23 protein-coding genes are annotated in these 24,355 nt (G+C 71.8%); 18 read left to right on the top strand and 5 right to left on the bottom strand.

All coding sequences use genetic code 11. The features are described from left to right. Positions 1 to 4 precede the first annotated feature (4 nt). Entirely contained in the window at positions 5 to 673 is a 669-nt protein-coding gene (locus ACYVPE_RS05355; RefSeq protein ID WP_461032221.1) for a response regulator, read from the bottom strand. Positions 674 to 753: 80 nt separating this feature from the next. After that, on the bottom strand, positions 754 to 1,710 hold the full coding sequence (locus tag ACYVPE_RS05350; protein ID WP_461032220.1) for a RecB family exonuclease: 957 nt from the start codon (positions 1,708 to 1,710) through the stop codon (positions 754 to 756). Positions 1,711 to 1,838: 128 nt separating this feature from the next. On the opposite strand from ACYVPE_RS05350, the gene ACYVPE_RS05345 reads away from it, so the two are divergent. The 3 genes from ACYVPE_RS05345 (at position 1,839) to ACYVPE_RS05335 (ending at position 4,825) form a co-directional block, all read left to right on the top strand. Then, a complete protein-coding gene (locus ACYVPE_RS05345; RefSeq protein ID WP_461032219.1) occupies positions 1,839 to 3,098 on the top strand; it encodes a site-2 protease family protein in 1,260 nt (419 codons plus the stop codon). A 61-nt stretch (positions 3,099 to 3,159) separates the two neighbouring features. Continuing rightward, positions 3,160 to 4,074, top strand: coding sequence for a tRNA (adenine-N1)-methyltransferase (locus ACYVPE_RS05340; protein WP_461032218.1), 915 nt, complete (start codon positions 3,160 to 3,162; stop codon positions 4,072 to 4,074). A 148-nt stretch (positions 4,075 to 4,222) separates the two neighbouring features. Then, positions 4,223 to 4,825, top strand: coding sequence for a hypothetical protein (locus ACYVPE_RS05335; protein ID WP_461032217.1), 603 nt, complete (start codon positions 4,223 to 4,225; stop codon positions 4,823 to 4,825). Positions 4,826 to 4,836: 11 nt separating this feature from the next. Here the strand turns inward: ACYVPE_RS05335 and ACYVPE_RS05330 are convergent, their stop codons facing one another. Continuing rightward, entirely contained in the window at positions 4,837 to 5,148 is a 312-nt protein-coding gene (locus tag ACYVPE_RS05330; protein ID WP_461032216.1) for a ferredoxin, read from the bottom strand. Positions 5,149 to 5,397: 249 nt separating this feature from the next. Between ACYVPE_RS05330 and arc the strand changes: the two genes are divergently transcribed. The 5 genes from arc to prcA all read left to right on the top strand — a co-directional run bounded on the left by arc (position 5,398) and on the right by prcA (position 11,129). Further along, entirely contained in the window at positions 5,398 to 7,182 is a 1,785-nt protein-coding gene (arc, locus tag ACYVPE_RS05325) for a proteasome ATPase (RefSeq protein ID WP_461032215.1), read from the top strand. Positions 7,183 to 7,400: 218 nt separating this feature from the next. Further along, positions 7,401 to 8,912: a depupylase/deamidase Dop gene (gene dop / locus ACYVPE_RS05320; RefSeq protein ID WP_461032214.1), complete on the top strand. Its 1,512-nt coding sequence runs from the start codon at positions 7,401 to 7,403 to the stop codon at positions 8,910 to 8,912. Positions 8,913 to 9,047: 135 nt separating this feature from the next. Next, on the top strand, positions 9,048 to 9,266 hold the full coding sequence (locus ACYVPE_RS05315) for a ubiquitin-like protein Pup (RefSeq protein ID WP_132816742.1): 219 nt from the start codon (positions 9,048 to 9,050) through the stop codon (positions 9,264 to 9,266). A 153-nt stretch (positions 9,267 to 9,419) separates the two neighbouring features. After that, entirely contained in the window at positions 9,420 to 10,265 is an 846-nt protein-coding gene (gene prcB, locus ACYVPE_RS05310; protein WP_461032213.1) for a proteasome subunit beta, read from the top strand. A gap of 84 nt (positions 10,266 to 10,349) precedes the next feature. Beyond that, a complete protein-coding gene (prcA, locus tag ACYVPE_RS05305; RefSeq protein WP_461032212.1) occupies positions 10,350 to 11,129 on the top strand; it encodes a proteasome subunit alpha in 780 nt (259 codons plus the stop codon). On the opposite strand, the gene ACYVPE_RS05300 is transcribed toward prcA, so the two are convergent. After that, positions 11,126 to 12,166, bottom strand: a complete 1,041-nt coding sequence (locus tag ACYVPE_RS05300; RefSeq protein ID WP_461032211.1) for a LacI family DNA-binding transcriptional regulator — start codon at positions 12,164 to 12,166, stop codon at positions 11,126 to 11,128. The genes prcA and ACYVPE_RS05300 overlap by 4 nt on opposite strands. Before the next feature lie 106 nt (positions 12,167 to 12,272). Here ACYVPE_RS05300 and ACYVPE_RS05295 point away from each other — a divergent pair, with 106 nt between their 5' ends. The 10 genes from ACYVPE_RS05295 (at position 12,273) to ACYVPE_RS05250 (ending at position 23,325) form a co-directional block, all read left to right on the top strand. Then, positions 12,273 to 13,544, top strand: coding sequence for an MFS transporter (locus ACYVPE_RS05295; RefSeq protein WP_461032210.1), 1,272 nt, complete (start codon positions 12,273 to 12,275; stop codon positions 13,542 to 13,544). A gap of 9 nt (positions 13,545 to 13,553) precedes the next feature. Continuing rightward, positions 13,554 to 14,915 carry a Pup--protein ligase gene (pafA, locus tag ACYVPE_RS05290; protein WP_461032209.1) on the top strand — a complete coding sequence of 454 codons (1,362 nt, stop codon included), beginning with the start codon at positions 13,554 to 13,556 and terminating at the stop codon, positions 14,913 to 14,915. 102 nt (positions 14,916 to 15,017) lie between these two features. Next, positions 15,018 to 16,019 carry an FKBP-type peptidyl-prolyl cis-trans isomerase gene (locus ACYVPE_RS05285; RefSeq protein ID WP_461032208.1) on the top strand — a complete coding sequence of 334 codons (1,002 nt, stop codon included), beginning with the start codon at positions 15,018 to 15,020 and terminating at the stop codon, positions 16,017 to 16,019. 295 nt (positions 16,020 to 16,314) lie between these two features. Continuing rightward, positions 16,315 to 16,689, top strand: a complete 375-nt coding sequence (locus tag ACYVPE_RS05280; protein ID WP_461032207.1) for an FKBP-type peptidyl-prolyl cis-trans isomerase — start codon at positions 16,315 to 16,317, stop codon at positions 16,687 to 16,689. Positions 16,690 to 16,785: 96 nt separating this feature from the next. Beyond that, positions 16,786 to 17,745, top strand: coding sequence for a helix-turn-helix transcriptional regulator (locus ACYVPE_RS05275; RefSeq protein WP_461032206.1), 960 nt, complete (start codon positions 16,786 to 16,788; stop codon positions 17,743 to 17,745). 34 nt (positions 17,746 to 17,779) lie between these two features. Then, entirely contained in the window at positions 17,780 to 18,757 is a 978-nt protein-coding gene (locus tag ACYVPE_RS05270) for a helix-turn-helix transcriptional regulator (RefSeq protein WP_461032205.1), read from the top strand. 2 nt (positions 18,758 to 18,759) lie between these two features. Further along, complete coding sequence (locus ACYVPE_RS05265; protein ID WP_461032204.1) at positions 18,760 to 18,987, top strand: hypothetical protein; 228 nt, start codon at positions 18,760 to 18,762, stop codon at positions 18,985 to 18,987. A gap of 142 nt (positions 18,988 to 19,129) precedes the next feature. Beyond that, positions 19,130 to 19,411, top strand: a complete 282-nt coding sequence (gene tatA / locus ACYVPE_RS05260; protein WP_461032203.1) for a Sec-independent protein translocase subunit TatA — start codon at positions 19,130 to 19,132, stop codon at positions 19,409 to 19,411. A gap of 105 nt (positions 19,412 to 19,516) precedes the next feature. Further along, on the top strand, positions 19,517 to 20,413 hold the full coding sequence (gene tatC / locus ACYVPE_RS05255; protein ID WP_461032202.1) for a twin-arginine translocase subunit TatC: 897 nt from the start codon (positions 19,517 to 19,519) through the stop codon (positions 20,411 to 20,413). A gap of 101 nt (positions 20,414 to 20,514) precedes the next feature. Then, the gene (locus ACYVPE_RS05250; protein ID WP_461032201.1) at positions 20,515 to 23,325 is read left to right on the top strand and encodes a DEAD/DEAH box helicase; all 2,811 of its coding nucleotides are present in this window, start codon (positions 20,515 to 20,517) and stop codon (positions 23,323 to 23,325) included. A 30-nt stretch (positions 23,326 to 23,355) separates the two neighbouring features. Here the strand turns inward: ACYVPE_RS05250 and ACYVPE_RS05245 are convergent, their stop codons facing one another. Beyond that, positions 23,356 to 24,288 carry a 5'-3' exonuclease gene (locus ACYVPE_RS05245; RefSeq protein WP_461032200.1) on the bottom strand — a complete coding sequence of 311 codons (933 nt, stop codon included), beginning with the start codon at positions 24,286 to 24,288 and terminating at the stop codon, positions 23,356 to 23,358. Positions 24,289 to 24,355: the final 67 nt, after the last annotated feature.

The following is a 24,355-nucleotide window of genomic DNA, read 5'->3' as shown; positions in this document are numbered from 1 at the left end:
CCGGTCAGAGGCCAGGCCGCACCAGGCCGCTCTCGTAGGCGTAGACGGCCGCCTGCACCCGGTCGCGCAGCCCGAGCTTGGTCAGCACGTGCCCCACGTGGGTCTTCACCGTGGTCTCGCTGACGAACAGGTCGGCGGCGATCTCCGCGTTCGACAGACCGCGCGCCACCAGCTTCAGCACCTCGACCTCGCGCTCGGTCAGCGTGCTCAACGCGTTGGGCACCGGATTCTCGCCGGACGGCAGCTTCTCCGCGTACATGTCGAGCAGCCGCCGCGTCACGCTCGGCGCGAGCATCGCCTCGCCGGCCGCCACCACCCGGATCGCCTGCACCAGCTCGGCCGCCGGCGCGTCCTTCAGCAGGAAGCCGCTCGCGCCCGCCCGCAGCGCCTCCACCACGTACTCGTCGAGATCGAAGGTGGTCAGCACCAACACCTTGGCAGGACCGTCCTTCGCCGGCCCGGTGATCTGCCGCGTCGCCTCCACACCGTCCATCCGCGGCATCCGGATGTCCATCAGCACCACGTCCGGCTGCAGCGCCCGCACCTGCTCCAGCGCCTGCACCCCGTCGCCGGCCTCGCCGACGACCGCCACGTCGGGCTCCGCCTCGAGGATCATCCGGAATCCGGTGCGCAGCAGCGGCTGGTCGTCCACCAGCAGAACGCGGATCGGCATGGGGCACCCATCGTCGGCTGAATCCGGCCGGCGCCCTGGGGCGCGACCGGCGGCGCGGCGCGCCGGGGCACCATTCTCACTCACGGCACCGGCTCGTCCGCCCCCGGCCTGGCCTGTCCTGGCAGCTCCACCGGCAGCGCCGGCTGGATCATCAGCGGATAGGGCGGGGGAGTGCCGCCGAACTCCGGACAGCGCGACTGGTGATCGCACCAACCGCAGAGCTTGGTGCGGTTGGGCCGCCAGTCGCCCGACTCCGTCGCCAGCCTGATCGCCTCCCACAGGGCCAGCAACTTCCGCTCCACGGTCCGCAGATCGGACTCGTCGGGGTCGTACGTCAGTACCTCGCCGCTGCCCAGGTAGACCAGCTGGAGCCGGCGCGGCGCGGTGCCCCGCAGCCGCCACAGCACCAGCGCGTAGAACTTCATCTGGAACAGCGCCTCGTTCTCGAACCGCGGCCCAGGCGCCTTGCCCGTCTTGTAGTCCACGATCCGCACCTCGCCGGTCGGCGCCACGTCCACCCGGTCGATCACCCCGCGCAGCCGCAGCCCCGACTCCAGCCGGGTTTCGACGAACAACTCGCGCTCGGCCGGCTCGAGACGCGTCGGGTCCTCCAGGGAGAACCAGCGCTCCACCAACGCCTCGGCCTCCGCCAGCCAGGTGGCGAGCCGCGCCCGGTCCAGCTCGTCCGCCGCTTCCGCCGCGGCCCCCTCGGCCGCCTCCGCCTCCTCCGCGCCCTCACCTTCCTGGGCGGCGCGGAACAGGCCGGCCAGCTCGGGCCGCTTGGCGAGCAGCCGCTCCCACTCCCGCACCACCAGCGCCTTCGCCCTCGGCGCCACCCGCTGCCCAGCCGGCATGTCGAAGACCCGCTCGAGCACCGCGTGCACCACCGTGCCCCGAGTGGCCGCCGCGTTCGGCTCCTCGGGCAGTTTGTCGATCACCCGGAAGCGGTACAGCAGGGGACACTGCATGAAATCCGCGGCTCTCGACGGCGACAGTGAGTTGGGAGGCGTTGCGGTGGACCCATTCTTCGGCGGCATGGAGCGAACCCTACGGCGCGTCACTGACACCGGGGCGGCATACCATCGACAGCAGAGCCCGTACGGACGGCCCGATCGACCTGGCGGCGGCGGTCGCGTGCGAGGACACAAAACAACGAGGGGAACTGGTGGGAGACTCGGATACGGACCGGACACCGCACGTCGAGGGCCGACCGGCCGACGGTCGGGAACCGCGACGTCCGGAGGGCGCCGGCGGCGGATTCCTGATGGGCAGGGTCTACGGCGTTCCGGTCTACGTGGCCCCCAGCTGGTTCCTGGTGGCCGCCCTGATCACCTGGTTCTTCGGCAACCAGCTCGACCGGGTGCTGCCCGAGCTCGGCAACGGCCGCTACCTGGTCTCACTGTTCTTCGCCGTGGCCTTCTACGCCTCCGTGCTCGTCCACGAACTCGCCCACACGGTGGCCGCGATCCGCTTCGACCTCCCGGTCCGCCGGATCCAGCTCCAGTTCTTCGGCGGCGTCTCGGAGATCGAGAAGGAGTCGCAGACCCCGGGCCGTGAGTTCGTGCTCGCCGGCGTCGGCCCGCTGCTCTCGCTGGTCCTCGCCGGCGTCTTCTACCTGGGCATGCTCGTCGTCGACGCGGACACCGTCCCCGGCGTGCTGCTCGCCGGGCTGATGATCTCCAACCTGATCGTCGCCGCGTTCAACCTGCTCCCCGGCCTCCCGCTCGACGGCGGTCGCATGCTGCGCGCCGTCGTCTGGAAGGTGTCGGGCTCCCCGATGACCGGCACCGTGGCCGCCGCCTGGACGGGCCGGGTGCTCGCCGTCGCCGTGCTGATCGGCTTCCCGCTCGCCACCCACCTCGGCTCGGCGGGCGAGCGCGACTCGTTCACCGGTCTCGAGACGCTCACCGACGCGCTGCTCGCCGCGATCCTCGCCGCCATCATCTGGACCGGGGCGGGCAACAGCCTGCGGATGGCCAGGCTCCGCGAGCGGCTGCCCGGGCTCAACGCCCGCACCCTGACCCGCCGAGCCGTGCCCGTGACCGGCGAGACGCCGCTCTCCGAGGCGCTGCGCCGGGCCAACGACGCCGGCGCCCGCGCCCTCGTGGTGGTCGACGGCCAGGGCGCCCCCGTCTCCGTGGTCCGCGAGGCCGGCATCGCCGGCGTCCCCCAGCACCGCAGGCCCTGGGTCCCGGTCAGCACCCTGGCCCAGGACCTCACCGACGGCATGCGGGTGCCGGCCGGGCTCACCGGCGAGGGGCTGCTCGACCACCTGCGGGCCACCCCGGCCACCGAGTACCTGGTGGTCGAGGAGACGGGCGAGATCTACGGCGTGCTGTCCACCAGCGACGTCGAGCGGGCCTTCATCGACGCCATGGCCCGCCCCGCCGCCCTCCCGGCCCGCCCACCCGCCGCCGGCTCCTGAGCCGGCCGGCCCCGACCACCCGGGCGACGACGCCGCCACCCGAGGTACTAGGCTTGCCCGCATGTCCGAACCGACCGGTGCGGCCCGCAGGCGCGGGCCCTTCAAGGTCGGGGACCAGGTCCAGCTGACCGATCCCAAGGGACGCCACTACACCTTCACGCTCGAAGCGGGGAAGAGCTTCCACACCCACAAGGGTGCCTTCCCCCACGACGAGCTGATCGGCGCCCCCGAGGGCTCGGTCGTGCGCACCACCGGGAACGTCGACTATCTCGCGCTGCGCCCCCTGCTCCCCGACTATGTCCTGTCCATGCCGCGCGGCGCGGCCGTGGTCTACCCCAAGGACGCGGGGCAGATCCTGGCCATGGCCGACATCTTCCCCGGTGCCCGGGTCGTCGAGGCCGGTGTGGGATCCGGCTCGCTGAGCACCTTCCTGCTGCGCGCCATCGGTGACCAGGGCATGCTCCACTCCTACGAGCGCCGCGAGGACTTCGCCAGGATCGCTCAGGAGAACGTCACCCGTTACTTCGGGGGACCGCACCCCGCCTGGCGGGTCACGGTCGGCGACCTGCAGGACCACCTCTCCGACACCGAGGTCGACCGGGTCATCCTGGACATGCTCGCCCCCTGGGAGTGCCTGGACCCGGTGGCCAAGGCGCTGGTGCCCGGCGGCATCCTCTGCGCCTACGTCGCCACCACCACCCAACTCGCCCGCACCGTCGAGACCATCCGCGAGCACGGCGCGTTCAACGAGCCGACCGCCTGGGAGACCATGGTCCGCACCTGGCACGTCGAGGGCCTCGCCGTCCGCCCCGACCACCGGATGATCGGGCACACCGGCTTCCTGCTCACCGCCCGCCGGCTCGCCGACGGCGTGGTGCCGCCAAGGCGCCGGCGCCGCCCGGCCCCCGGCGCCTACGGTGCCGACTACTCGGGCCCCGGCGGGCAGAGCGGCGGCGAGGGCGCGGAGCAGGGCTGACGGACCGTCGGGAACGTGCCCCCGCCGTTCACCGGCGGGGCTTCCTGTGGCACGATGCCGTGCACCTGCCGGCGGGCAGGGTCCGGCATCGTGTCCAACCCCCGTGTTCTCCCGTGTCCCCCCTCACGTCTCCCCTGGAGTCCACCGCGTGCTTCCGGCAGGCAACGACCTCCCGCACACCCGCACCCGCCCCACCCACTGGTTCGTCACCGCGGCCGCGCTCGTCGCCGTGACCGGTGCGGCCGCGCTCATCGAACCGGCCGGCGCCACCGCGCCCGCCGCGGCACCCGCGCCCACCACGCCGGCGCCCGAGGGGGACGACGCCCGGCCGCCGGCCCAGGCCACGGCGCCCGACCCGGAGACCGCCGACTATCCGGTCGACTGCGGCCCGCTCGACATCCTGGTCACCGACCACGTCGAGGTGGACCTGGACTCGGACGACCGGCCGGAGACCGTCGCGGTGGTCCGCTGCGACGCCGGCTCGGGATCGCCGCCCAACGGCGTGTACCTGCTCACCGCGCCGGCCGAGGCCGGCGCCCCGCCCACCGTGGCCGGCACCCTGGTCGACCCGGCAGAACGGATGACCGTGGAGAACCTCGAGGTCCGCGGCTCCGACGTGGCGGTGCGGCTGCTCGGCTACTCCTCGGAGGCCGTGCCGCGGTGCTGCCCCGACCAGCGCCGGGACGTCAGCTGGACCTGGCGCGGCGGCCGCCTCGAACTCGAGCCGGCGCCCGCGCCCAACAGCGTCTGACCCGGGACGTGTCAGTCGGCGTCCGGGCCGAACACCTCGGCCCGGTCCGCCACCCGGCGCACGTGGATGCACTGGCCGGGACAGTCCTTGGCGGAGTCCGCCACCTCGCGAAGCAGCGGCAGCGGCACCCGGGCGGTCGCGCCCGGCTCGGTCAGCAGCTCGGCCTCCTGGCCGATCGGCACCGGCGGTTTCACATAGGCGAGCCCGTCGATGTCGAGTTCGAACACCTCGGGCGCGTACTGGGCGCAGATCCCATCGCCGGTGCAGAGGTCCTGGTCGATCCAGACCTCGAGTTCCTCCGCCGCCTCGTCCCGCACGGTCATCTGGCCTACCGTTCCTCGTGTCACTGCGTCGTACCAGCTGTGTCGAACTGCGTCAAAGACAGCCATCCCTGACGGGTGTTGATCGGTTACGACCATACAGCGGGCCGCTTTCCCGTGGGGTCGGGTGGGTATTCCCCTGGCGTGAGGGAGTGCGCAAGGGTGAAGATCGGACACACCCCGACCGTCTTTTTGATCTAGGGGTTTCGAACTGCACCGGTCCAGGTAGGGTCTGGAAGCGTCCAGCTCCCCTTGGAGGAGGTGAGGACCGTGGTATCCCAGAACGACGACATCAACCGCGGCGACCGGCCCGGTCGAGGGTCCGACGACCCGGCCCGACGGGTAGCCGATCTCGAGCAGGAGATCACCGTCCTGCGCCGTAAGCTGGCAGACTCTCCGCGCCACACTCGGATCCTCGAGGAGCGGATCGTCGAGCTGCAGACCAACCTGGCGGGCGTCTCCGCGCAGAACGAGCGGCTGGCGAACACGCTGCGGGAGGCCCGCGACCAGATCGTCGCCCTCAAGGAGGAGGTCGACCGGCTGGCCCAGCCGCCCTCCGGCTTCGGTGTCTTCCTGCGCGGCAACGAGGACGACACCGCCGACATCTTCACCGGCGGCCGCAAGCTCCGGGTCAATGTCAGCCCCGGTATCGACCTCGACAAGCTGCGGCGTGGCCAGGAGGTCATGCTCAACGAGGCGCTGAACATCGTCTCCGCGATGGAGTTCGAGAGCGCCGGCGACATCGTCACCCTCAAGGAGGTCCTGGAGGACGGCGAGCGCGCCCTGGTCGTCGGCCACACGGACGAGGAGCGGGTGGTCAGGCTCGCCGAGCCCCTGATGGACGTCACGCTGCGCGCCGGGGACGCCCTGCTGCTGGAGCCCCGCTCCGGCTACGTCTACGAGGTCGTGCCCAAGAGCGAGGTCGAGGAGCTGATCCTCGAGGAGGTGCCCGACCTCGACTACTCGCAGATCGGCGGCCTCGGCGGACAGATCGAGCTCATCCGCGACGCGGTCGAGCTGCCCTACCTCCACCCCGACCTGTTCCGCGAGCACGAGCTGCGCCCGCCCAAGGGCGTCCTGCTCTACGGCCCGCCTGGCTGTGGCAAGACCCTGATCGCCAAGGCCGTGGCGAACTCGCTGGCCAAGAAGGTCGCCGAGGTCACCGGCAAGACGGCGGGGAAGAGCTTCTTCCTCAACATCAAGGGCCCCGAGCTGCTCAACAAGTACGTCGGCGAGACCGAGCGGCACATCAGGCTGGTCTTCCAACGGGCCCGCGAGAAGGCGAGCGAGGGCACGCCCGTCATCGTCTTCTTCGACGAGATGGACTCCCTCTTCCGCACCCGCGGCTCGGGCGTCAGCTCGGACGTCGAGAACACGATCGTCCCCCAGCTGCTCTCCGAGATCGACGGTGTCGAGGGCCTGGAGAACGTCATCGTCATCGGCGCCTCCAACCGCGAGGACATGATCGACCCGGCGATCCTGCGCCCTGGCCGGCTCGACGTGAAGATCAAGATCGAGCGCCCCGACGCCGAGGCCGCCAAGGACATCTTCTCCAAGTACCTCGCGCCGCGGCTCCCGCTGCACGCCGACGACCTCGGCGAGCACAACGGCAACGCGGACGCCACGGTCGCCGGAATGATCCAGACCGTCGTCGAGCAGATGTACGCCGAAACCGAGGAGAACCGCTTCCTCGAGGTGACGTACGCCAATGGCGACAAGGAAGTCCTCTACTTCAAGGACTTCAACTCGGGCGCCATGATCGAGAACATCGTGGACCGGGCCAAGAAAATGGCCATCAAGGATTTCCTCGACCACAACCAGAAGGGTCTGCGGGTCTCCCATCTCCTCGCCGCCTGCGTGGACGAGTTCAAGGAGAACGAGGACCTGCCGAACACCACCAACCCGGACGACTGGGCCCGGATCTCCGGCAAGAAGGGCGAGCGGATCGTCTTCATCCGCACCCTGGTCACCGGAAAGCAGGGCGGCGACACCGGCCGCTCGATCGACACGGTGGCCAACACCGGCCAGTACCTGTAAGACGCGTCCGACGCGTCGGCGTCCGGCTGCGGGGCACGCCACGGCGGCCCCGCAGCCGGGCGTTTTCCCAGCGGGCGCCCGCCTGGCACCCGCCACGGCAGTGCTTCCAAGTCAGTCCGATGGAAACCCGCAGTGACCTCCTCACCGCACCCCGTGTCGCCTAGGCTCGTAGGCAGCGACGGTTCGGCGCAGGACCGCCACCGGGCAAGGAGGGCCGCATGACTGTACGGCGAGTGATGGGCATCGAGACGGAGTACGGCGTGTCCGTTCCCGGCCACCCGAACGCCAACGCCATGCTCACCTCCTCCCAGGTGGTCAACGCCTACGCGGCGGCGATGCACCGGGCGCGGCGCGCCCGCTGGGACTTCGAGGAGGAGAACCCGCTGCGGGACGCCAGGGGCTTCGACCTGGCCAGGGACAACGCGGACGCCAGCCAGCTCACCGACGAGGACATCGGCCTCGCCAACGTCATCCTGACCAACGGCGCCCGGCTCTACGTGGACCACGCCCACCCCGAGTACAGCTCGCCGGAGACGACCAACCCGCTGGACGCCGTGCTGTGGGACAAGGCCGGCGAGCGCGTCATGGCCGAGGCGGCCCGCCGGGCCGCCGAGGTGCCGGGCGCGCAGCCGATCATGCTCTACAAGAACAACACCGACAACAAGGGCGCCTCCTACGGCACCCACGAGAACTACCTGATGAAGCGGGAGACCCCGTTCTCGGAGATCGTGCGCCACCTGACGCCCTTCTTCGTCTCCCGGCAGGTGGTCTGCGGCGCCGGCCGGGTCGGCATCGGCCAGGACGGTTCGGAGCACGGCTTCCAGCTCAGCCAGCGCGCCGACTACTTCGAGGTCGAGGTCGGGCTCGAGACGACGCTCAAGCGCCCGATCATCAACACCAGGGACGAGCCGCACGCGGACGCCGAGCGCTACCGCAGGCTGCACGTGATCATCGGCGACGCCAACCTCTCGGAGATCTCCACCTACCTCAAGCTGGGCACCACCGCGCTGGTCCTCTCCATGATCGAGGACGGCTTCATCGCCGTCGACCTGGCCGTCGACCAGCCCGTGCGCACCCTGCACCGGGTCAGCCACGACCCGTCACTGAAGCAGCTGGTCACACTGCGCAACGGGCGGTCGCTCACCGCGGTCCAGCTCCAGATGCAGTACTACGAGCTGGCCAGGAAGTACGTGGAGGAGCGCTGGGGCGTCGACGCCGACCCGCAGACGGCCGACGTGCTCGCCCGCTGGGAGGACGTGCTCACCCGCCTGGAGACGGACCCGATGAGCCTGGCGGGACAGCTGGACTGGGTGGCCAAGCGGGAGCTCATGGAGGGCTACCGGCGGCGCGACGGCCTGGGCTGGGAGGCGGCCAGGCTGCACCTCGTCGACCTGCAGTACGCGGACGTCCGGCCCGAGAAGGGGCTGTACAACCGGCTGGCGGCCCGGGGCCGGATGTCCAGGCTGCTCGCCGACGAGGACGTGCTGCGGGCCCAGGGGGCCCCGCCAGAGGACACCAGGGCCTACTTCCGTGGGCGCTGCCTCGACCAGTACGCCGACGACGTCGCGGCCGCCTCCTGGGACTCGGTGATCTTCGACCTCCCTGGCCGGGACTCGCTCCAGCGGGTGCCCACGATGGACCCGCTGCGGGGCACGAAGGAGCATGTCAAGGACCTGCTCGACCGCAGCTCCACCGCGGAGGAGCTGGTCCGATCGCTCTCCGGAGGCTGATTTCCCGCCGATCAGGGAATCATGGAGATGGGTCCCCATGGCGACGACGCGATCGGGGAGCCGATGTCGGTCCCGGCTAGTAGGGTCTGATCTTGATACGTCTGATACGTCGAATCTGATCATGGGGTGAGGGAGATGGCGACCAAGGACACCGGCGGCGGCCAGCAGAAGTCGTCGCGCACCAGCCAGGAGACAGAGGAGCAGGCACAGGAGGCCGAGGTCTCCGAGGAGCTCAAGGAGCGCCAGGAGGCCCTCACGGACGACGTCGACTCCGTCCTGGACGAGATCGACGAGGTGCTCGAGTCCAACGCCGAGGACTTCGTGCGCAGCTTCGTCCAGAAGGGCGGCCAGTAGGCCGCGGCGGCCGCGCCGCGAAGTTCACGCGATCCATGTGGATCATGAGTGTTTGACGGGTAGGGTCCGTGGCGTACCGCGCCTCTGCCCCGGCCGCGCCGCCGACCGGGGCAGCGGACTGTTACCACCTGGACACCACCTGGAAGGAAACCTGTGGCAGCCAACTCCCATGACCAGGGGCGACTCCCGGCGGCCTTCCTGCGGCCGGGGTCGTCCTCCTTCCTGGACTTCCTCTCCGACCACGCCCCCGAGCGGTTGCCCGGCAACCGGGTGCTGCCACCGGTGCAGGGCGACCTGGAGACGGTGCACGGCACCACCATCGTGTCCGCCACCTTCGCGGGCGGCGTGGTGCTCGCCGGCGACCGGCGCGCCACCATGGGCAACATGATCGCCCAGCGGGACGTCCAGAAGGTCTTCCCGGCCGACGAGTACTCGGCCGTGGGCATCGCCGGCACCGCCGGCCTCGCCGTCGAGCTGGTCAAGCTGTTCCAGCTGGAGTTGGAGCACTTCGAGAAGGTCGAGGGCCACGTGCTCTCCCTGGAGGGCAAGGCGAACCGCCTGTCCACCATGATCCGCGGCAACCTGGGCATGGCCATGCAGGGCCTGGCGGTCGTCCCGCTGTTCGCCGGCTATGACCTGGAGCGCCAGAAGGGCCGGATCTTCTCCTACGACGTGACCGGCGGCCGCACCGAGGAGCTGGGCTTCGCCACGGTGGGCTCGGGCTCCATCTTCGCCCGCGGCTCGCTGAAGAAGCTGCACCGCGACGACCTCACCGAGGAACAGACGGTCACGGCCGTCGTGCAGGCGCTCTACGACGCCGCCGACGACGATTCGGCCACCTCGGGGCCCGACCTGACGCGGCGGATCTTCCCGATCGTCACGGTGATCACGGAGGATGGGTTCCGCAGGCTCTCCGAGACGGAGATCTCCGAGATCGCCGGTTCCGTGGTCGAGGGTCGCCTCCAACTGCCCAACGGGCCCCAGGCACCGGTGCTCTAGGCGCTCGGCGCGCCGGACCGGGTCCGGGGGCGCCGAGCGGACTGCCGCGAAGACTTCCAACGGACTTTGAAGGGACGAACGCCGGTGTCGACGCCGTTCTATGTCTCACCCCAGCAGGCCATGGCGGACCGCGCGGAGTACGCCCGCAAGGGCATCGCGCGCGGGCGCAGCCTGGTCGTGCTGCAGTACGCCGACGGCATCGTGTTCGTCGCCGAGAACCCCTCGCGCGCGCTGCACAAGGTGAGTGAGATCTACGACCGGATCGCCTTCGCGGCGACCGGCAAGTACAACGAGTACGAGAGCCTGCGGATCGGCGGCACCCGCTACGCCGACCTGCGGGGCTACACCTACGACCGGGAGGACGTCACCGCCCGGGGGCTGGCCAACCTCTACGCGCAGACGCTCGGCAACATCTTCTCCAGCGCGGCCGAGAAGCCGTACGAGGTCGAGCTGTTGGTCGCCGAGGTCGGCGAGTCCCCGGCGGACGACGAGATCTACCGGCTGCCGCACGACGGTTCCATCATCGACGAGCACGGCTCGGTCGCGGTCGGCGGCAACGCCGACCAGATCAGCAGCTATCTGAGCCAGCGTCACCGGGAGGGCATGAGCCTGGGCGAGGCCCTGCGGCTCGCCGTCGAGTCGCTCACCAGGGAGAGCAACGGCACGGAGCGCGCGCTGACCGCCGACCAGCTCGAGGTGGCGGTCCTGGACCGCACCAGGCCGCAGCAGCGGAAGTTCAAGCGGGTACTCGGGGCACAGCTCGCCCGGCTGCTCGAGGAGTCGGCCGCCGCCACCGAGGACGCCGCAGCCGACGAGGGCGAGGCCGAGGAGAGCACCGAGAGCGCCGAGAACGGCGAGAACTAGTCCGGGTCGGGCCCGGCCGCCCGCGGCGGCCGGGCCGTCGAGCCGCGGGGCACCAACTCGACCGGCAGGAGCGCGCCCCCCGGCGCCTCGCCGCCCAGCGCGGCCAGCAGGGCGCGCATGCCCGTCGCGCCCAACTCCTCGGCGGGCAGCCGCACCGTCGTCAGCTCGGGCTCGAGCGCCGTGCTCAGCGTCAGGTCGTCGAAGCCGGTGACCGAGACGTCCTCCGGCACCCGCAGGCCCATCCGCCGGGCCGCCTTGACGGCGCCGGCCGCCAACAGGTCGTCGTCACAGACCAGGACCGTGGGCCGGGGCGCCGCGGTCAGCGCGCGCTCGGCCGCCCGCATCCCGCCCTCGATGGTGAGCGGCGTCCGTTCGGTGGTGAGCAGGCGCGCGCCTGGCGCCCCCGCCAGCCGCTCGGCGAGTTCACCCGACCTGACGGCGAAGGTCCAGGAGTCCACGGCCGCCGCCACATGGCCGAAACCGCGGTGTCCGAGCGCCAGCAGATGGTCGACGACCAGCCGCATCCCGGCCGCGATGTCCGGGTTGACGGTGCCCGCCGCGCCGCCGCGCCCCGGCTCGCTGTCCAGCATCACCAGCGGCAGCCCGTCACCGCTCAGCTCCGCGAGGGACTCGGCGGCCATCGAGGAGGCCAGCACGCCGGCCAGCGAGGCGCTGGCCGAGGCGAACGGGTCGCGCGCGGGCAGCACCACCTCGGGGGAGTGGTAGAGCACCAGACCCACGTCCTCCTCGCCGGCCACGCGGGCGGCGCCCGCGTGCACCCGGGCGAAGAACTCGTTGGTGAGCGCCGGCACCACGAGCAGCACCGTCCTGCTGCGGCCGAGGCGCAGGCTGCGCGCGGCCAGATTCGGTCGGTACGCCAGCTCGCGCGCCGCGGCGCGCACCGCCTCGACGCGCGCCGGGGAGACCCGCCCGCGCCAGCGGTCGCCGAGCACCAGCGAGACCGTCGCCTGGGACACCCCGGCCCGGCGCGCCACGTCCCGGCTGGTCGGCCGGCCCTGCCGCCCCGTCTCGCTCACCCGCCGCGCTCCCGCTCCCGTCCGGCCGGGATCCGCTCTCCCGGAGTCCCGCAATCGTACGTACACTCAGGCGGAGTTATACGTAACACGTGCGGAGGGTGCGGTCATGGCCATGGGGTATCTGGAGCTGCTAAGGGCCCGCCATGTGGGCAGGTTGCTCGTCGGTACGCTCGTCGGTCGGCTGCCCAACGCCACCGCGGGGCTGGGCATCGTGCTGTTCATCAGGGCCGAGGGCGGCGGCTACCCGCTGGCCGGCGCGCTGGCCGCCGCCTACGGCGTCGCCAACGCCGTGGGACAGCCGCTGCTCGGCCGGCTCGTCGACGTCCACGGACAGCCCCGGGTGCTGCTCCCCTCGGCGGTGCTCTCCGCCCTCGGTATGGGCCTGCTCGCCCTCGCCGGCACCGACCCCGTCGCGCTCGCCGTGGTCGGCGCCGTGATCGCCGGCCTCGCCACCCCGCCCCTGGAGGGCGCGCTGCGCGCCCTGTGGCCGAGCGTGCTGGTCGGCGAGGGGCGGGTGCAGCGCGCCTACGCGCTGGACGCGGTGGCCCAGGAGGTCATGTTCACTGTCGGCCCGCTCGCCGTGACGCTGCTTGTCGCGCTCTGGTCGGAGACCGCCGCGCTACTGGTGATCAACGTCCTCGGGCTGCTCGGCGCGCTCGCCGTGGCGACCTCCGGCCCCTCCAGGCGGTGGCGCGGGGCCAGGCGCGAGGCGCACTGGCTCGGCGCGCTGCGCTCGCCAGGGCTGCTCGCGCTGCTCGGTGGCTTCTTCTTCGTGGGGATGGCTCTCGGCTCCACCTCGGTGGCCGCCGTCGCCTACGCCGACGCCCGCGGCGACGAGTTGATCGCCAGCTATCTGCTCTCGGCGCTGAGTGCCGGCGCCCTGGTCGGCGGTCTCGGCTACGGCGCCGTGCCCTGGACCGGCGCCCCCGAACGCCGGCTGCGGTGGCTGCTCGCCGGCCTCGCCCTCGGCTACCTGCCGCTGGCCCTGGCGCCCGACTCGGTACCCCTGATGATCCTGCTCGCCGGGGTGGCGGGCGTCTTCCTCGCCCCCGCGCTGGCCTGCTCGTTCGTCGTCATCGACCGCCAGGCGCCGGTGGGCACGGTCACCGAGGCGTTCTCCTGGCTGGTCACCATGTTCGGGGTCGGGGCGGCCATCGGGCAGGCCGTGGTCGGCCCGGTCATCGAGTGGGGCGGGGAGGCCGCCGGGTTCTCGGTCACGGCGGCCGCCGGGGTCCTCGCCCTGCTGGTGGCGGCCGCGACCCGCCGTGTTCTCGCAGTTCCCGGCGTTTCGCCGGCCCGGGGTGCCACGCCGCCGGAATCGCAAAATGATCGAAACGCCGCGCGCGAACCCGGTTTCAGAACCGGGCATCAGGCGTAATGTTCACTCATGGATCGCCGAATCTTCGGGCTGGAGAACGAGTACGGCGTCACCTGCACGTTCCGTGGCCAGCGCCGGCTGTCCCCGGACGAGGTGGCCCGTTACCTCTTCCGTCGCGTCGTGTCCTGGGGGCGCAGCAGCAACGTTTTCCTGCGCAACGGCGCACGGCTGTATCTGGATGTCGGTTCGCACCCGGAATACGCCACGCCGGAATGTGACAACGTCGTCGAGCTCATCACCCACGACAAGGCCGGTGAACGCATCCTCGAGGGGCTGTTGGTCGACGCGGAGCGGCGGCTGCACGAGGAGGGCATCGCGGGCGACGTCTACCTGTTCAAGAACAACACGGACTCCGCCGGCAACTCCTACGGTTGCCACGAGAACTACCTGGTGGCCAGGCACGGCGAGTTCTCCCGGCTGGCCGACGTCCTGATCCCGTTCCTCGTCACCCGCCAGCTGATCTGCGGCGCCGGCAAGGTGCTCCAGACCCCGCGTGGCGCGGTGTTCTGCGTCAGCCAGCGCGCGGAGCACATCTGGGAGGGCGTGAGCTCGGCCACCACCAGGTCGAGGCCCATCATCAACACCCGCGACGAGCCGCACGCTGACGCGGAGCGCTACCGCAGGCTGCACGTCATCGTCGGCGACTCCAACATGTCCGAGACGACCATGCTGCTCAAGGTCGGGGCCACCGACCTGGTGCTGCGCATGATCGAGGCGGGCACCGTGATGCGCGACCTGACCCTGGAGAACCCGATCCGGGCCATCCGCGAGGTCAGCCACGACATCACGGGACAGCGCAAGGTGCGGCTGGCCACCGGGCGCGAGGCCTCCGCGCTGGAGATCCAGCAGGAGTACTACGAGAAGGCGCTCGACTTCTGCGAGCGGCGCGGCATGCGCACCGGGCTCACCGAGCAGGTCCTCGAGCTGTGGGGCCGGGCCCTGGAGTCCATCCGCAGCCAGGAGCTCGACAAGATCAACACCGAGATCGACTGGGTGATGAAGTACCAGCTGATCGAGCGGTACCGGGCCAAGCACAACCTGACCATGTCGCACCCCAGGGTCGCGCAGATAGACCTCGCGTACCACGACATCCACCGCCGCCGCGGCCTCTACTACCTGCTGGAGCGCAGGGGCCAGGCCCAGCGGATCTGCAACGACCTGAAGATCTTCCAGGGCAAGTCGGTGCCGCCCCAGACCACCAGGGCCCGGCTGCGCGGCGACTTCATCCGCCGCGCCCAGGAGCAGCGCAGGGACTTCACGGTGGACTGGGTGCACCTGAAGCTCAACGACCAGGCACAGCGCACCGTGCTGTGCAAGGACCCTTTCCGGTCGGTGGACGAGCGGGTGGAGAAGCTGATCGCCGGCATGTGACCGGTGTATGCGGGTGGGGCGCCGGAGCACGGGCGCCGGAGGTCGTAGGGTGGGTGGGACCAGCGGGTCCCGCCCCCGACCGTGCCTATCCGAGTTGGACTCATGATCCCCACCACCAAGCGAGTGCGCCGCATCGTCGCGGTGCTGGCCGTCCCGGCCATCCTGTTGCCCGTGGCCGCGTGCGGTTCCGACGACGGCTCCGGCTCCTCGTCGTCAGACGGCCCGGTGGCCACCGTGTCGGGCAAGCCAGGCGAGCAGCCGGAGATCACCGTCTCCGAGGACGCCGACGTCGCCGACGAGACCGTCTCCCGGGTGCTCGACGAGGGTGACGGCGCCGAGGTCGCGGAGGGGGACTTCGTCCGGGTGAATGTCGTCGGACGTACCCTCCAGGGCGACATGGAGCTGATCAACACCTGGAAGTCGACCACCGGCGAGGAGCTCTCGCCCGACGAGGGCCCGAGCCCGCAGGTCATCGTGCAGGCCGGCGCCGAGTCCGCGCTGCCCGCCACCGCGACCGAGCCGCTGATCGGCCAGACGGTCGGCAGCCGGATCCAGGTCGAGGGCGGCTCCGTGGACATGCTGGGCGCGGCCGCCCAGCAGGGCGGCATCCCCGAGGACGACGGCGTCGTCTGGGTCTTCGACATCGCGGGCGCGGTCAGCGTCGACCCGCAGGCGGCCGCGGAGGGCGAGCAGGCCCCCGCCGATGAGGGGCTGCCCGAGGTCGAGGCCCCGGCCGGCGAGCCCGCCACCGTCACCATGCCCGAGGGCCAGGAGCCGCCGGCCGAGCTCCAGGAGCAGGTGCTGATCCAGGGCGACGGGCCCGAGGTCACCGCAGGCCAGGCGCTCGTCGTCCAGTACACCGGCGTCACCTGGGAGTCCGGCGAGAAGTTCGACTCCTCCTGGGACCGGGAGAGCGCCTCGGCGTTCCAGATCGGCACCGGCCAGGTCGTCCAGGGCTGGGAGCAGGGCCTGGTCGGCAAGAACGTGGGCGACCGCGTGCTGCTGGTCATCCCGCCGGACCTCGGCTACGGCGAGCAGGAGCAGGGCGGCATCCCCGCCAACTCGACGCTGGTCTTCGTCGTCGACATCGTCGGCGCCGCGTAACACCCTTCGAGCGCGCCGAGCGGCCGGCACCGACTGCCGGCCGCGTAGGCCCTGTCCTGGCGGTCTTCGAGGATCAGCCCTTGGCTCCCCCAGGCCTGGCGGCCCGGGAGGTACCCCCAGACGCGGTGCATCGCAAGGCGCCGAATCGCAGCTCGTACTCGGTGGTATTCGCGCGATTCGGTAACGCGGCGAGGTGCTGTAGCTGGCGTCGCGGGCCCGAAGAAGATCGCCCGGACAGGGCCCAGGCACGCCGGAGCGCAGTTTTCCGAAGCAAAGCCCTTGGAGGGGTTTTCACGTGAACATCGACAAGCCCGAGGTCGACTTCCCGGGTGGCGAGCCGCCGGCCGATCTGGAGATCAAGGACATCTGGGAGGGCGAGGGCCCGGTCGCCCAGGCCGGCGCCACGGTCGCCGTGCACTACGTCGGGGTCTCCTTCAGCAGCGGCGAGGAGTTCGACGCCAGCTGGAACCGCGGCACCCCGCTGAGCTTCCAGCTGGGCGCCGGCCAGGTCATCCCTGGCTGGGACCGCGGCGTGCAGGGCATGCGGGTCGGCGGTCGGCGGCAGCTGATCATCCCGCCGCACCTGGCCTACGGCGACCGTGGGGCCGGCGGCGGCCAGATCGCGCCGGGTGAGACGCTGATCTTCGTCTGCGACCTGGTCTCGGTCTGATCCCCACAGGCGGTACCGTGGGCCCATCCCCGAACGGACCAACGCGGTCCAAACCCGGGATGGGCCCACGGTGTTGAAGAGGGAGGGCGGCGCTCCATGGCGATTGCCAAGGCCGAGCGACTGATGAACCTGGCGCTGTGCCTGCTCGGCAGCGGCCGCCCGCTGAGCAAGCGCGAGCTGCGCTCCTCCATCGAGGCGTACCTCGAGGTCGGCTCCGAGGACGCCTTCAACCGCATGTTCGAGCGCGACAAGGACGACCTCCGCGAGCTCGGCATGGTGATCGAGACGGTCGAGAGCCTCGACGGCGACGTCGGCTACGTGGCCCGCCGCGACCGCAACCAGCTGCCACCGGTCACGCTCGACGCCGAGGAGGCGGCGGCGCTCGGGCTCGCCGCCCGGGTCTGGCAGCAGGCCAGGCTGGCCGGCGCCGCCAGCGGCGCGCTCCAGAAGCTGCGCGCCGCCGGGATGCCGCTGGCCGCCGAGGAGGGCGAGGCGTACGGCGCGCTCGAGCCCCGGGTCCCGGCCGGCGAGGCCGCCTTCGAGCCGCTGATGCTGGCCTGCCGCGACCGCCGCCCGGTCACCTTCGACTACCGGAGGTCCAACGCCGCCCGCGCCCAGACCAGGCAGGTCGAGCCGTGGGCGCTCGAGTGCTGGCGCGGCCACTGGTATCTCGCCGGCTGGGACCGGGACCGCGGCGCCGAGCGGGTCTTCAGGCTCTCCCGGATCTCCGGGCGGGTCAGGTCCAGGTCGGGCGCCTTCACCGCTGTCGTGCCCGACCAGGTCGCCGTGCGCGGCAGCGTGGCGCGGTGGGCCGGCGAGGAGGCCACCGGGCAGGCCAGGATCAGGCTGCGGGCCGGCTCCGGCTACCCGCTGCGCGCCAGGGCCGCCAGCGTGACGACGGGCGCCGCCGGGCCCGACTGGGACGAGCTCGAGATCCCCTACGGACACGGGCTCGGCGCCTGGCTGGCCGAGTTCGGCCCCGACGTGATCGTGCTGGAGCCCGCCGAGCTGCGGGCCGACGTGGTCGACCGGCTGCGCGCGGTCGCCAAGGGCTAGGACCAGGGCAAGGGCTTAAGGAGAGGTACTGACAATGGCGACCACCGCCATCGACCGGACCCGGCGGATGCTGTCCCTGGTCACCTATCTCCGCGAGCGCCCCGGCGCCCGGGTGGAGGAGGTGGCGCGGGCCTTCGGGATCACCGAGGAGGAGTTGATCTCCGACTTGCAGGTGCTGCCCATGTGCGGCACCAGCTTCCGCGGCGGGGACCTGCTCGACATCGACACCGACGGCGAACACATCTGGTGGTACAACGCGGAGGCCGTCGGCTCGGGCACCGGCAAGCCGCTGCGGCTCGGCGCCGACGAGGCCACCGCCCTGCTGGTCGCGGCCCGCGCCGTGGCCACTCTGCCCGGGCTGCGCGACGGCGACCGGGACGCCCTGCTGCGCGCCACGGCCAAGCTGGAGGCGGCCGCGGGCGAGAACGCCGGGGCCAGCTCCCGGCTCTCGGTGACCTTCGAGGCCGAGGGCGGCGTCTTCGCCGACGTCGACCGGGCCATAACGGAGCGCCGCCGGCTCAGGATCCGCTACTACTCGCCGGGCCGCGACGAGCTGACCGACCGGGAGATCGACCCGATCCGGCTGTTCGCCGTCGGGCACACCTACGTCGAGGCCTGGTGCCGGCGCTCCGAGGCCCGCCGCACCTTCCGGCTCGACCGGGTGGCCAGGATCGAGCTGCTCGACACCCCGGCCGATCCGCCGCCCGTGGAGCCGCGCGACCTCAGCGAGGGCCTGGTGCAGCCCGCCCCCACCGACCCCGAGGTGGTCGTCGAGGTGGGCCCCGGCGGCCGGTGGGTCGCCGAGTACTACCCGCACGACACCGCGGAGGAGCTGCCGGACGGCGGGCTGCGGGTGACGCTGCGCACACCGGACCCGGCGACGCTGCGCCGGCTGGCGCTGCGGCTCGGCGGGGACGGCCGGATCGTGTCCCCGCCCGAGCTCGCGGACAGCGCGCGGCAGGCCGCGCGGGCCGCCCTGGCGCTCTACGAGGCGGCCGAGGAGGTCGGGTAACGGTGTTCTGGCCGATGTTCCAGCTCGCCCTCGCGTTCGTCGGGGTCGCGGTGCTGGGGGTGATGGCGGTGCTGGTGGGGATCGAGGTACGCAGGTTCTCCCGGGCCGTGGGAGACGGCGCCGAGCGGGTCAGCCGGGCGGCCGACGACCTGGAGCGGGCCGCCGCACCCCTCGCCACCAGGGGTGGGACCCTGGGCCGCGGTGACGGGTCGCCCGACGGGCGACAATAGGTGGTCGCGCGGGCATTGATTCGTGTTCACCCTCGCGCGTTAAGATTGCCGCACGTGCGGGACCGTCGGGAATGCCCGTCTCCGGCACGGCAAGGCTTCAGCCAGAAGCTCATTCCCGAACAGAAGGTAGACGGAGAAGATTATGGGCTCGCTCTCGATTTGGCATCTCCTCGTCGTCTTCCTCGTCGTCGTGCTGGTCTTCGGATCGAAGCGGCTGCCGGACACCGCGCGTTCGCTCGGCAAGTCCCTGCGCATCCTCAAGAGCGAGACGCAGGCCATGAAGAACGACGGCCGGACCGAAACCCCCGCCGCCGAGCCGACCACGGCCGAGCCGCAGGCCGCCCCGCGGACGATCCAGGCCGCCCCCGGCGACGTCGCGAGCTCCCGCCCGGTCGACGAGCCGAACCGTTCCACCCAGGGCTGACGCCCCGGCGGCTGTACAGGTTCGAGGTCAGGTGGCGGCCGGCGGTGTTCCGGCTGCCCTACGAGATGAGGACGTGGGGTGCCGAAGGCCGCACGGAGTAGAACGGTGAAGGACCCCGAGGGGCGGATGCCGCTCACGGAGCATCTGCGCGAGCTGCGCAACCGGCTCGGTATCGCGGTCGCGGCCATCCTGGTGGTCACCATCGCCAGCCTGGTGTTCGCCAAGGACATCATGGACTTCCTCACCGAACCGGTGCCGCTCTGTGCCGACCAGCAGGATCCGGACGCCGCCGCGCACCGCTGCGCCGTCCTCGCGCAGAACGGCCTGACGTCGCCGTTCGCCACCTACTTCCGGGTGTCCCTGCTGGTGGGCGTCATCGCCGCCTCGCCGGTCTGGCTGTACCAGTTCTGGGCCTTCATCGCGCCGGGGCTGCACAGGAACGAGAAGAAGTACAGCCGCGCGGTGGTCAGCGTCGGGGTGCCGCTCTTCCTGACGGGCACCTACTTCGCCTACTGGCTGCTGCCCAGGGCCATCCCGGTGCTGCTGAGCTTCAGCGCCAACGACGCCACCAACTTCGTGTCCGTCGAGGAGGTCCTCGACATCACGGTCCGGCTCGCGCTGGCCTTCGGCCTCTCGTTCGAGCTGCCACTGGTGCTGGTCATGCTCAACATCGGCGGCGTCCTCTCCGGCAAACGGATGCTGAGCTGGTGGCGCTGGATGGTGGTCGGCATCGCCGTCTTCGCCGCCGCGATCACCCCGACCGACCTGATGTCGATGATCGCGCTCCAGGTCCCCGTCACCGGCCTCTACTTCATCGCCTGCGGCATCGCCCTCTTCAACGACCGGCGCCGGCGCCGGCGGGACGAGGAGGCCGAGCTGGCCGACGACGAGGCCTCGCAGCTGGACCTCACCCCGGCCTCGATCGAGTCGCCCGAGCGGGTCAGCTCGGGCTCCCTCGACGACAACCCGCCGCGGCTCAACGGCTACGACGACGCCACCTGAGCCGGTCGGGGACGCGGCCGGGCCGAGAGGTTCCGGCCGCACCCGAGCGGCCGTAAAAGATCACCATCCTGTCAGAGGCGGCCGGTAGGCTCGTAACCACAATGACCGAGAACACGTCCCCCGCCGAGCGCTACGCCGAGGCTCGGCGGCGCGCCGTCGAGCAGGCCAGCGCCCTCGCTCCGTTCCGCGAGATGTACGACTTCGATCTCGACGCCTTCCAGATCGAGGCCTGTCAGGCCCTGGAGTCGGGCAAGGGCGTGCTGGTCGCCGCCCCCACCGGCTCGGGCAAGACGATCGTGGGGGAGTTCGCCGTCCACCTGGCGCTCGACCAGGGGCGCAAGTGCTTCTACACCACGCCGATCAAGGCGCTCTCCAACCAGAAGTACACCGACCTGGTCAAGCGGTACGGCGCCGACCGGGTCGGCCTGCTCACCGGCGACAACAGCGTGAACGCGGACGCCCCGGTGGTCGTGATGACCACCGAGGTGCTGCGGAACATGCTCTACGCCGGCTCGCAGGCCCTGGTGGGCCTCGGCTACGTCGTGATGGACGAGGTGCACTACCTGTCGGACCGCTTCCGCGGCGCGGTCTGGGAGGAGGTGATCATCCACCTGCCCGAGTCCGTCACCCTGGTCTCGCTCTCCGCCACGGTCTCCAACGCCGAGGAGTTCGGCGACTGGCTGGACACGGTGCGCGGCGACACCCGGGTGATCGTCTCCGAGCACCGGCCGGTGCCGCTGTGGCAGCACGTGCTGGCCGGCCGCCGGATGCTCGACCTGTTCGAGGAGTCGGAGCACAAGCGCGAGGTCAACCCCGACCTGCAGCGGATGGCCCGGCTGGAGAACAGCCGCAGCTGGGGCGCCCGCGACCGGGACCGGAACGGCCGCGACCGGCGCCGGGCGGCCGACCGGGAGCGGGAGCGGCGGCAGCGCTCCCGGGTCTACACGCCGAGCCGGGTCGAGGTCATCGACCGGCTCGACGCCGAGGGGCTGCTGCCCGCCATCACCTTCATCTTCAGCCGGGCCGGCTGCGAGGCCGCCGTCCAGCAGTGCCTGCACGCCGGGCTCCGGCTCAACGACGCGCCGGCCAGGGCGCGGGTGCGGGAGATCGTGGAGCGCCGCACGGCGGCCATCCCCGACGAGGACCTGCACGTGCTCGGCTACTTCGAGTGGCTGGAGGGCCTGGAGCGCGGTATCGCGGCGCACCACGCCGGCATGCTGCCGACGTTCAAGGAGATCGTCGAGGAGCTGTTCGTCCGCGGCCTGGTGAAGGCGGTGTTCGCCACCGAGACGCTGGCGCTCGGCATCAACATGCCGGCCCGTTCCGTGGTGTTGGAGAAGCTGGTCAAGTGGAACGGCGAGCAGCACGCCGACATCACGCCCGGCGAGTACACCCAGCTCACCGGCCGGGCCGGTCGGCGCGGGATCGACATCGAGGGCCACGCGGTGGTGCTGTGGCAGCGCGGGATGGATCCCGGGCACGTGGCGGGCCTCGCCGGCACCCGCACCTATCCGCTGCGCTCGTCCTTCAGGCCCTCGTACAACATGGCGGTCAACCTGGTCGGCCAGTTCGGCCGGCACCGTTCGCGGGAGCTGCTGGAGACGTCCTTCGCGCAGTTCCAGGCCGACCGGGCGGTGGTCGGGATCTCGCGCCAGGTCCAGCGGAACGAGACGGGTCTCGCCGGCTACCGCGAGGCGATGACCTGCCACCTGGGGAACTTCGAGGAGTACGCGCGGCTGCGGCACCGGCTCAAGGAGCGGGAGACGGAGCTGGCCAGGCAGGGTGTGGCCCAGCGGCGGGCCGCCGCCGCCAGCTCGCTCGAGCAGCTGCGGCCCGGCGACATCATCCACGTGCCGACCGGCAAGTTCGCGGGGCTCGCGCTGGTGCTCGACCCGGGGACCAGGCCAGGCCGCAGCCCTGGCCACCGTGGCTTCGACCCGCAGGACGGCCCGCGCCCGCTGGTGCTCACCGTCGAGCGGCAGGTCAAGCGGCTGGCGTCGATCGACTTTCCGGTGCCGGTCGAGCCGTTGGACCGGATGCGGATCCCCAAGTCCTTCAACCCGCGCAGCCCGCAGTCCCGGCGTGACCTGGCCTCGGCGCTGCGCTCCAGGGTGTCGCACGACGAGCCGCGCCGGCACCGCAGGCAGCGGGCCGCGGCCGCGGACGACGCCGAGATCGCGCGGCTGCGCACCGAGATCCGCGCGCACCCCTGCCACGGCTGCGACGATCGCGAGGACCACGCCAGGTGGGCCGAGCGGTACTACCGCCTGGAGCGGGACAACCGCGGGCTGGAGCGGCGGATCGAGGGCCGCACCAACACCATCGCCAGGACCTTCGACCAGGTCTGCGCGTTGCTGACCGAGCTCGACTACCTGCGCGACGACGAGGTCACCAGGGAGGGGCGTCGCCTCGGCCGGCTCTACGGCGAGCTCGACCTGCTGGCCAGCGAGTGCCTGCGGGCCGGCGTCTGGGAGGGGCTCGGCCCCGAGGAGCTGGCGGCCTGCGCCTCCGCCCTGGTCTACGAGGCCCGCTCCGCGGACGACGCGCCGGCGCCCGAGCTGCCGGGCGGCCCGGCCCGCCAGGCCCTGGGCGAGATGGTGCGGATCTGGGGCCGGCTCGACGCGCTGGAGGAGGAGCACCGGATCAGCCAGGCCACCGGCGTCGGCCAGCGCGAGCCGGATCTCGGCTTCGCGATGCCGGTCTTCCGCTGGGCCCACGGGAACGGCCTCGACGCGGTCCTGCGGGACGCGGACATGCCGGCCGGCGACTTCGTGCGCTGGTGCAAGCAGGTGATCGACGTGCTCGGGCAGATCGCGGCCGCCGCCCCGCCCGAGGGCACGGTGCCGGGGAGCGCCAGGAAGGCGGTTGACGCGGTGCTGCGGGGCGTGGTGGCGTACAGCTCGGTGGGCTGAGCCGGCTGAGCCGGGCCGGCCAGGCCCGGCTCAGCGCTGGAGCGCGCCGAGAAGCCTGGTCAGGGAGCCGCCCAGGCCCCAGCGGGCGTTCAGGGCGTCCAGCGCCTCGGGGTCGCGCGGCGCGGTCGGCAGCGCCGCGTCGTGCGGCGGCAGCGGCACGTCGGTGGCGACCCGGACGACCCTGGGCGCCACGGCGAGGTAGTCCCTGGCGTCGGTGAGCCGCTTCCGCTGGGTGGGGGTGAGGGCGGCGCGCGGGTCGTCGACGGCGGCCAGGATGCCGGCGAGGTCGCCGAACTGGTCGATCAGCCGGGCCGCGGTCTTCTCGCCGATGCCGGCCACGCCCGGCAGCCCGTCGCTCGGGTCGCCGCGGAGCAGGGCGAGGTCGGCGTAGCCGGGACCGTCCACGCCGTACTTCGCGCGCAGTGCCGCGCCGTCGAAGCCGGTCAGGGTGCTCATGCCCTTGACGGGGTAGAGCACCCGCACCCCCCGCGCGTCGTCGATCAGCTGGAAGAGGTCGCGGTCGCCGGTGACGATGTCGACCGGGCCCGTCGAGCGGCCGGCCAGGGTGCCGATCACGTCGTCGGCCTCGTAGCCCGGGGCGCCGACCCGGGCGATGCCGAGCGCGTCGAGCACCGCGTCGATGACCGGGACCTGGGGAGTGAGCGTGTCGGGCACGGTCTCGGTGTCCGGGCCCCCGGCGTGCTCCTCGGCCACCCGGTGGGCCTTGTAGCCGGGGATCAGTGCCACTCGCCAGGCCGGGCGCCAGTCCTCGTCGAGGCAGGCGACGAGATCGTCGGGGCGGTGGTCGGCCACCAGCCGGGCGATGAAGTCGAGCAGCCCGCGGACGGCGTTGACGGGGGTGCCGTCCGGGGCGCGGACCGATTCCGGCACGCCGAAGTAGGCGCGGAAGTAGAGCGAGGCGGTGTCGAGCAGCATGATGCGTCTGGTCACACACCGGATCATGCCGTAAGGAGCGGGTGAGCGATCGGTCCCTCCGACGTAAAAATAATCGTTTGATATGCTAACTATT

It is taken from the genome of Streptomyces mayteni (assembly GCF_054783955.1).
This window is presented reverse-complemented; position numbering and strand designations above follow the sequence as displayed.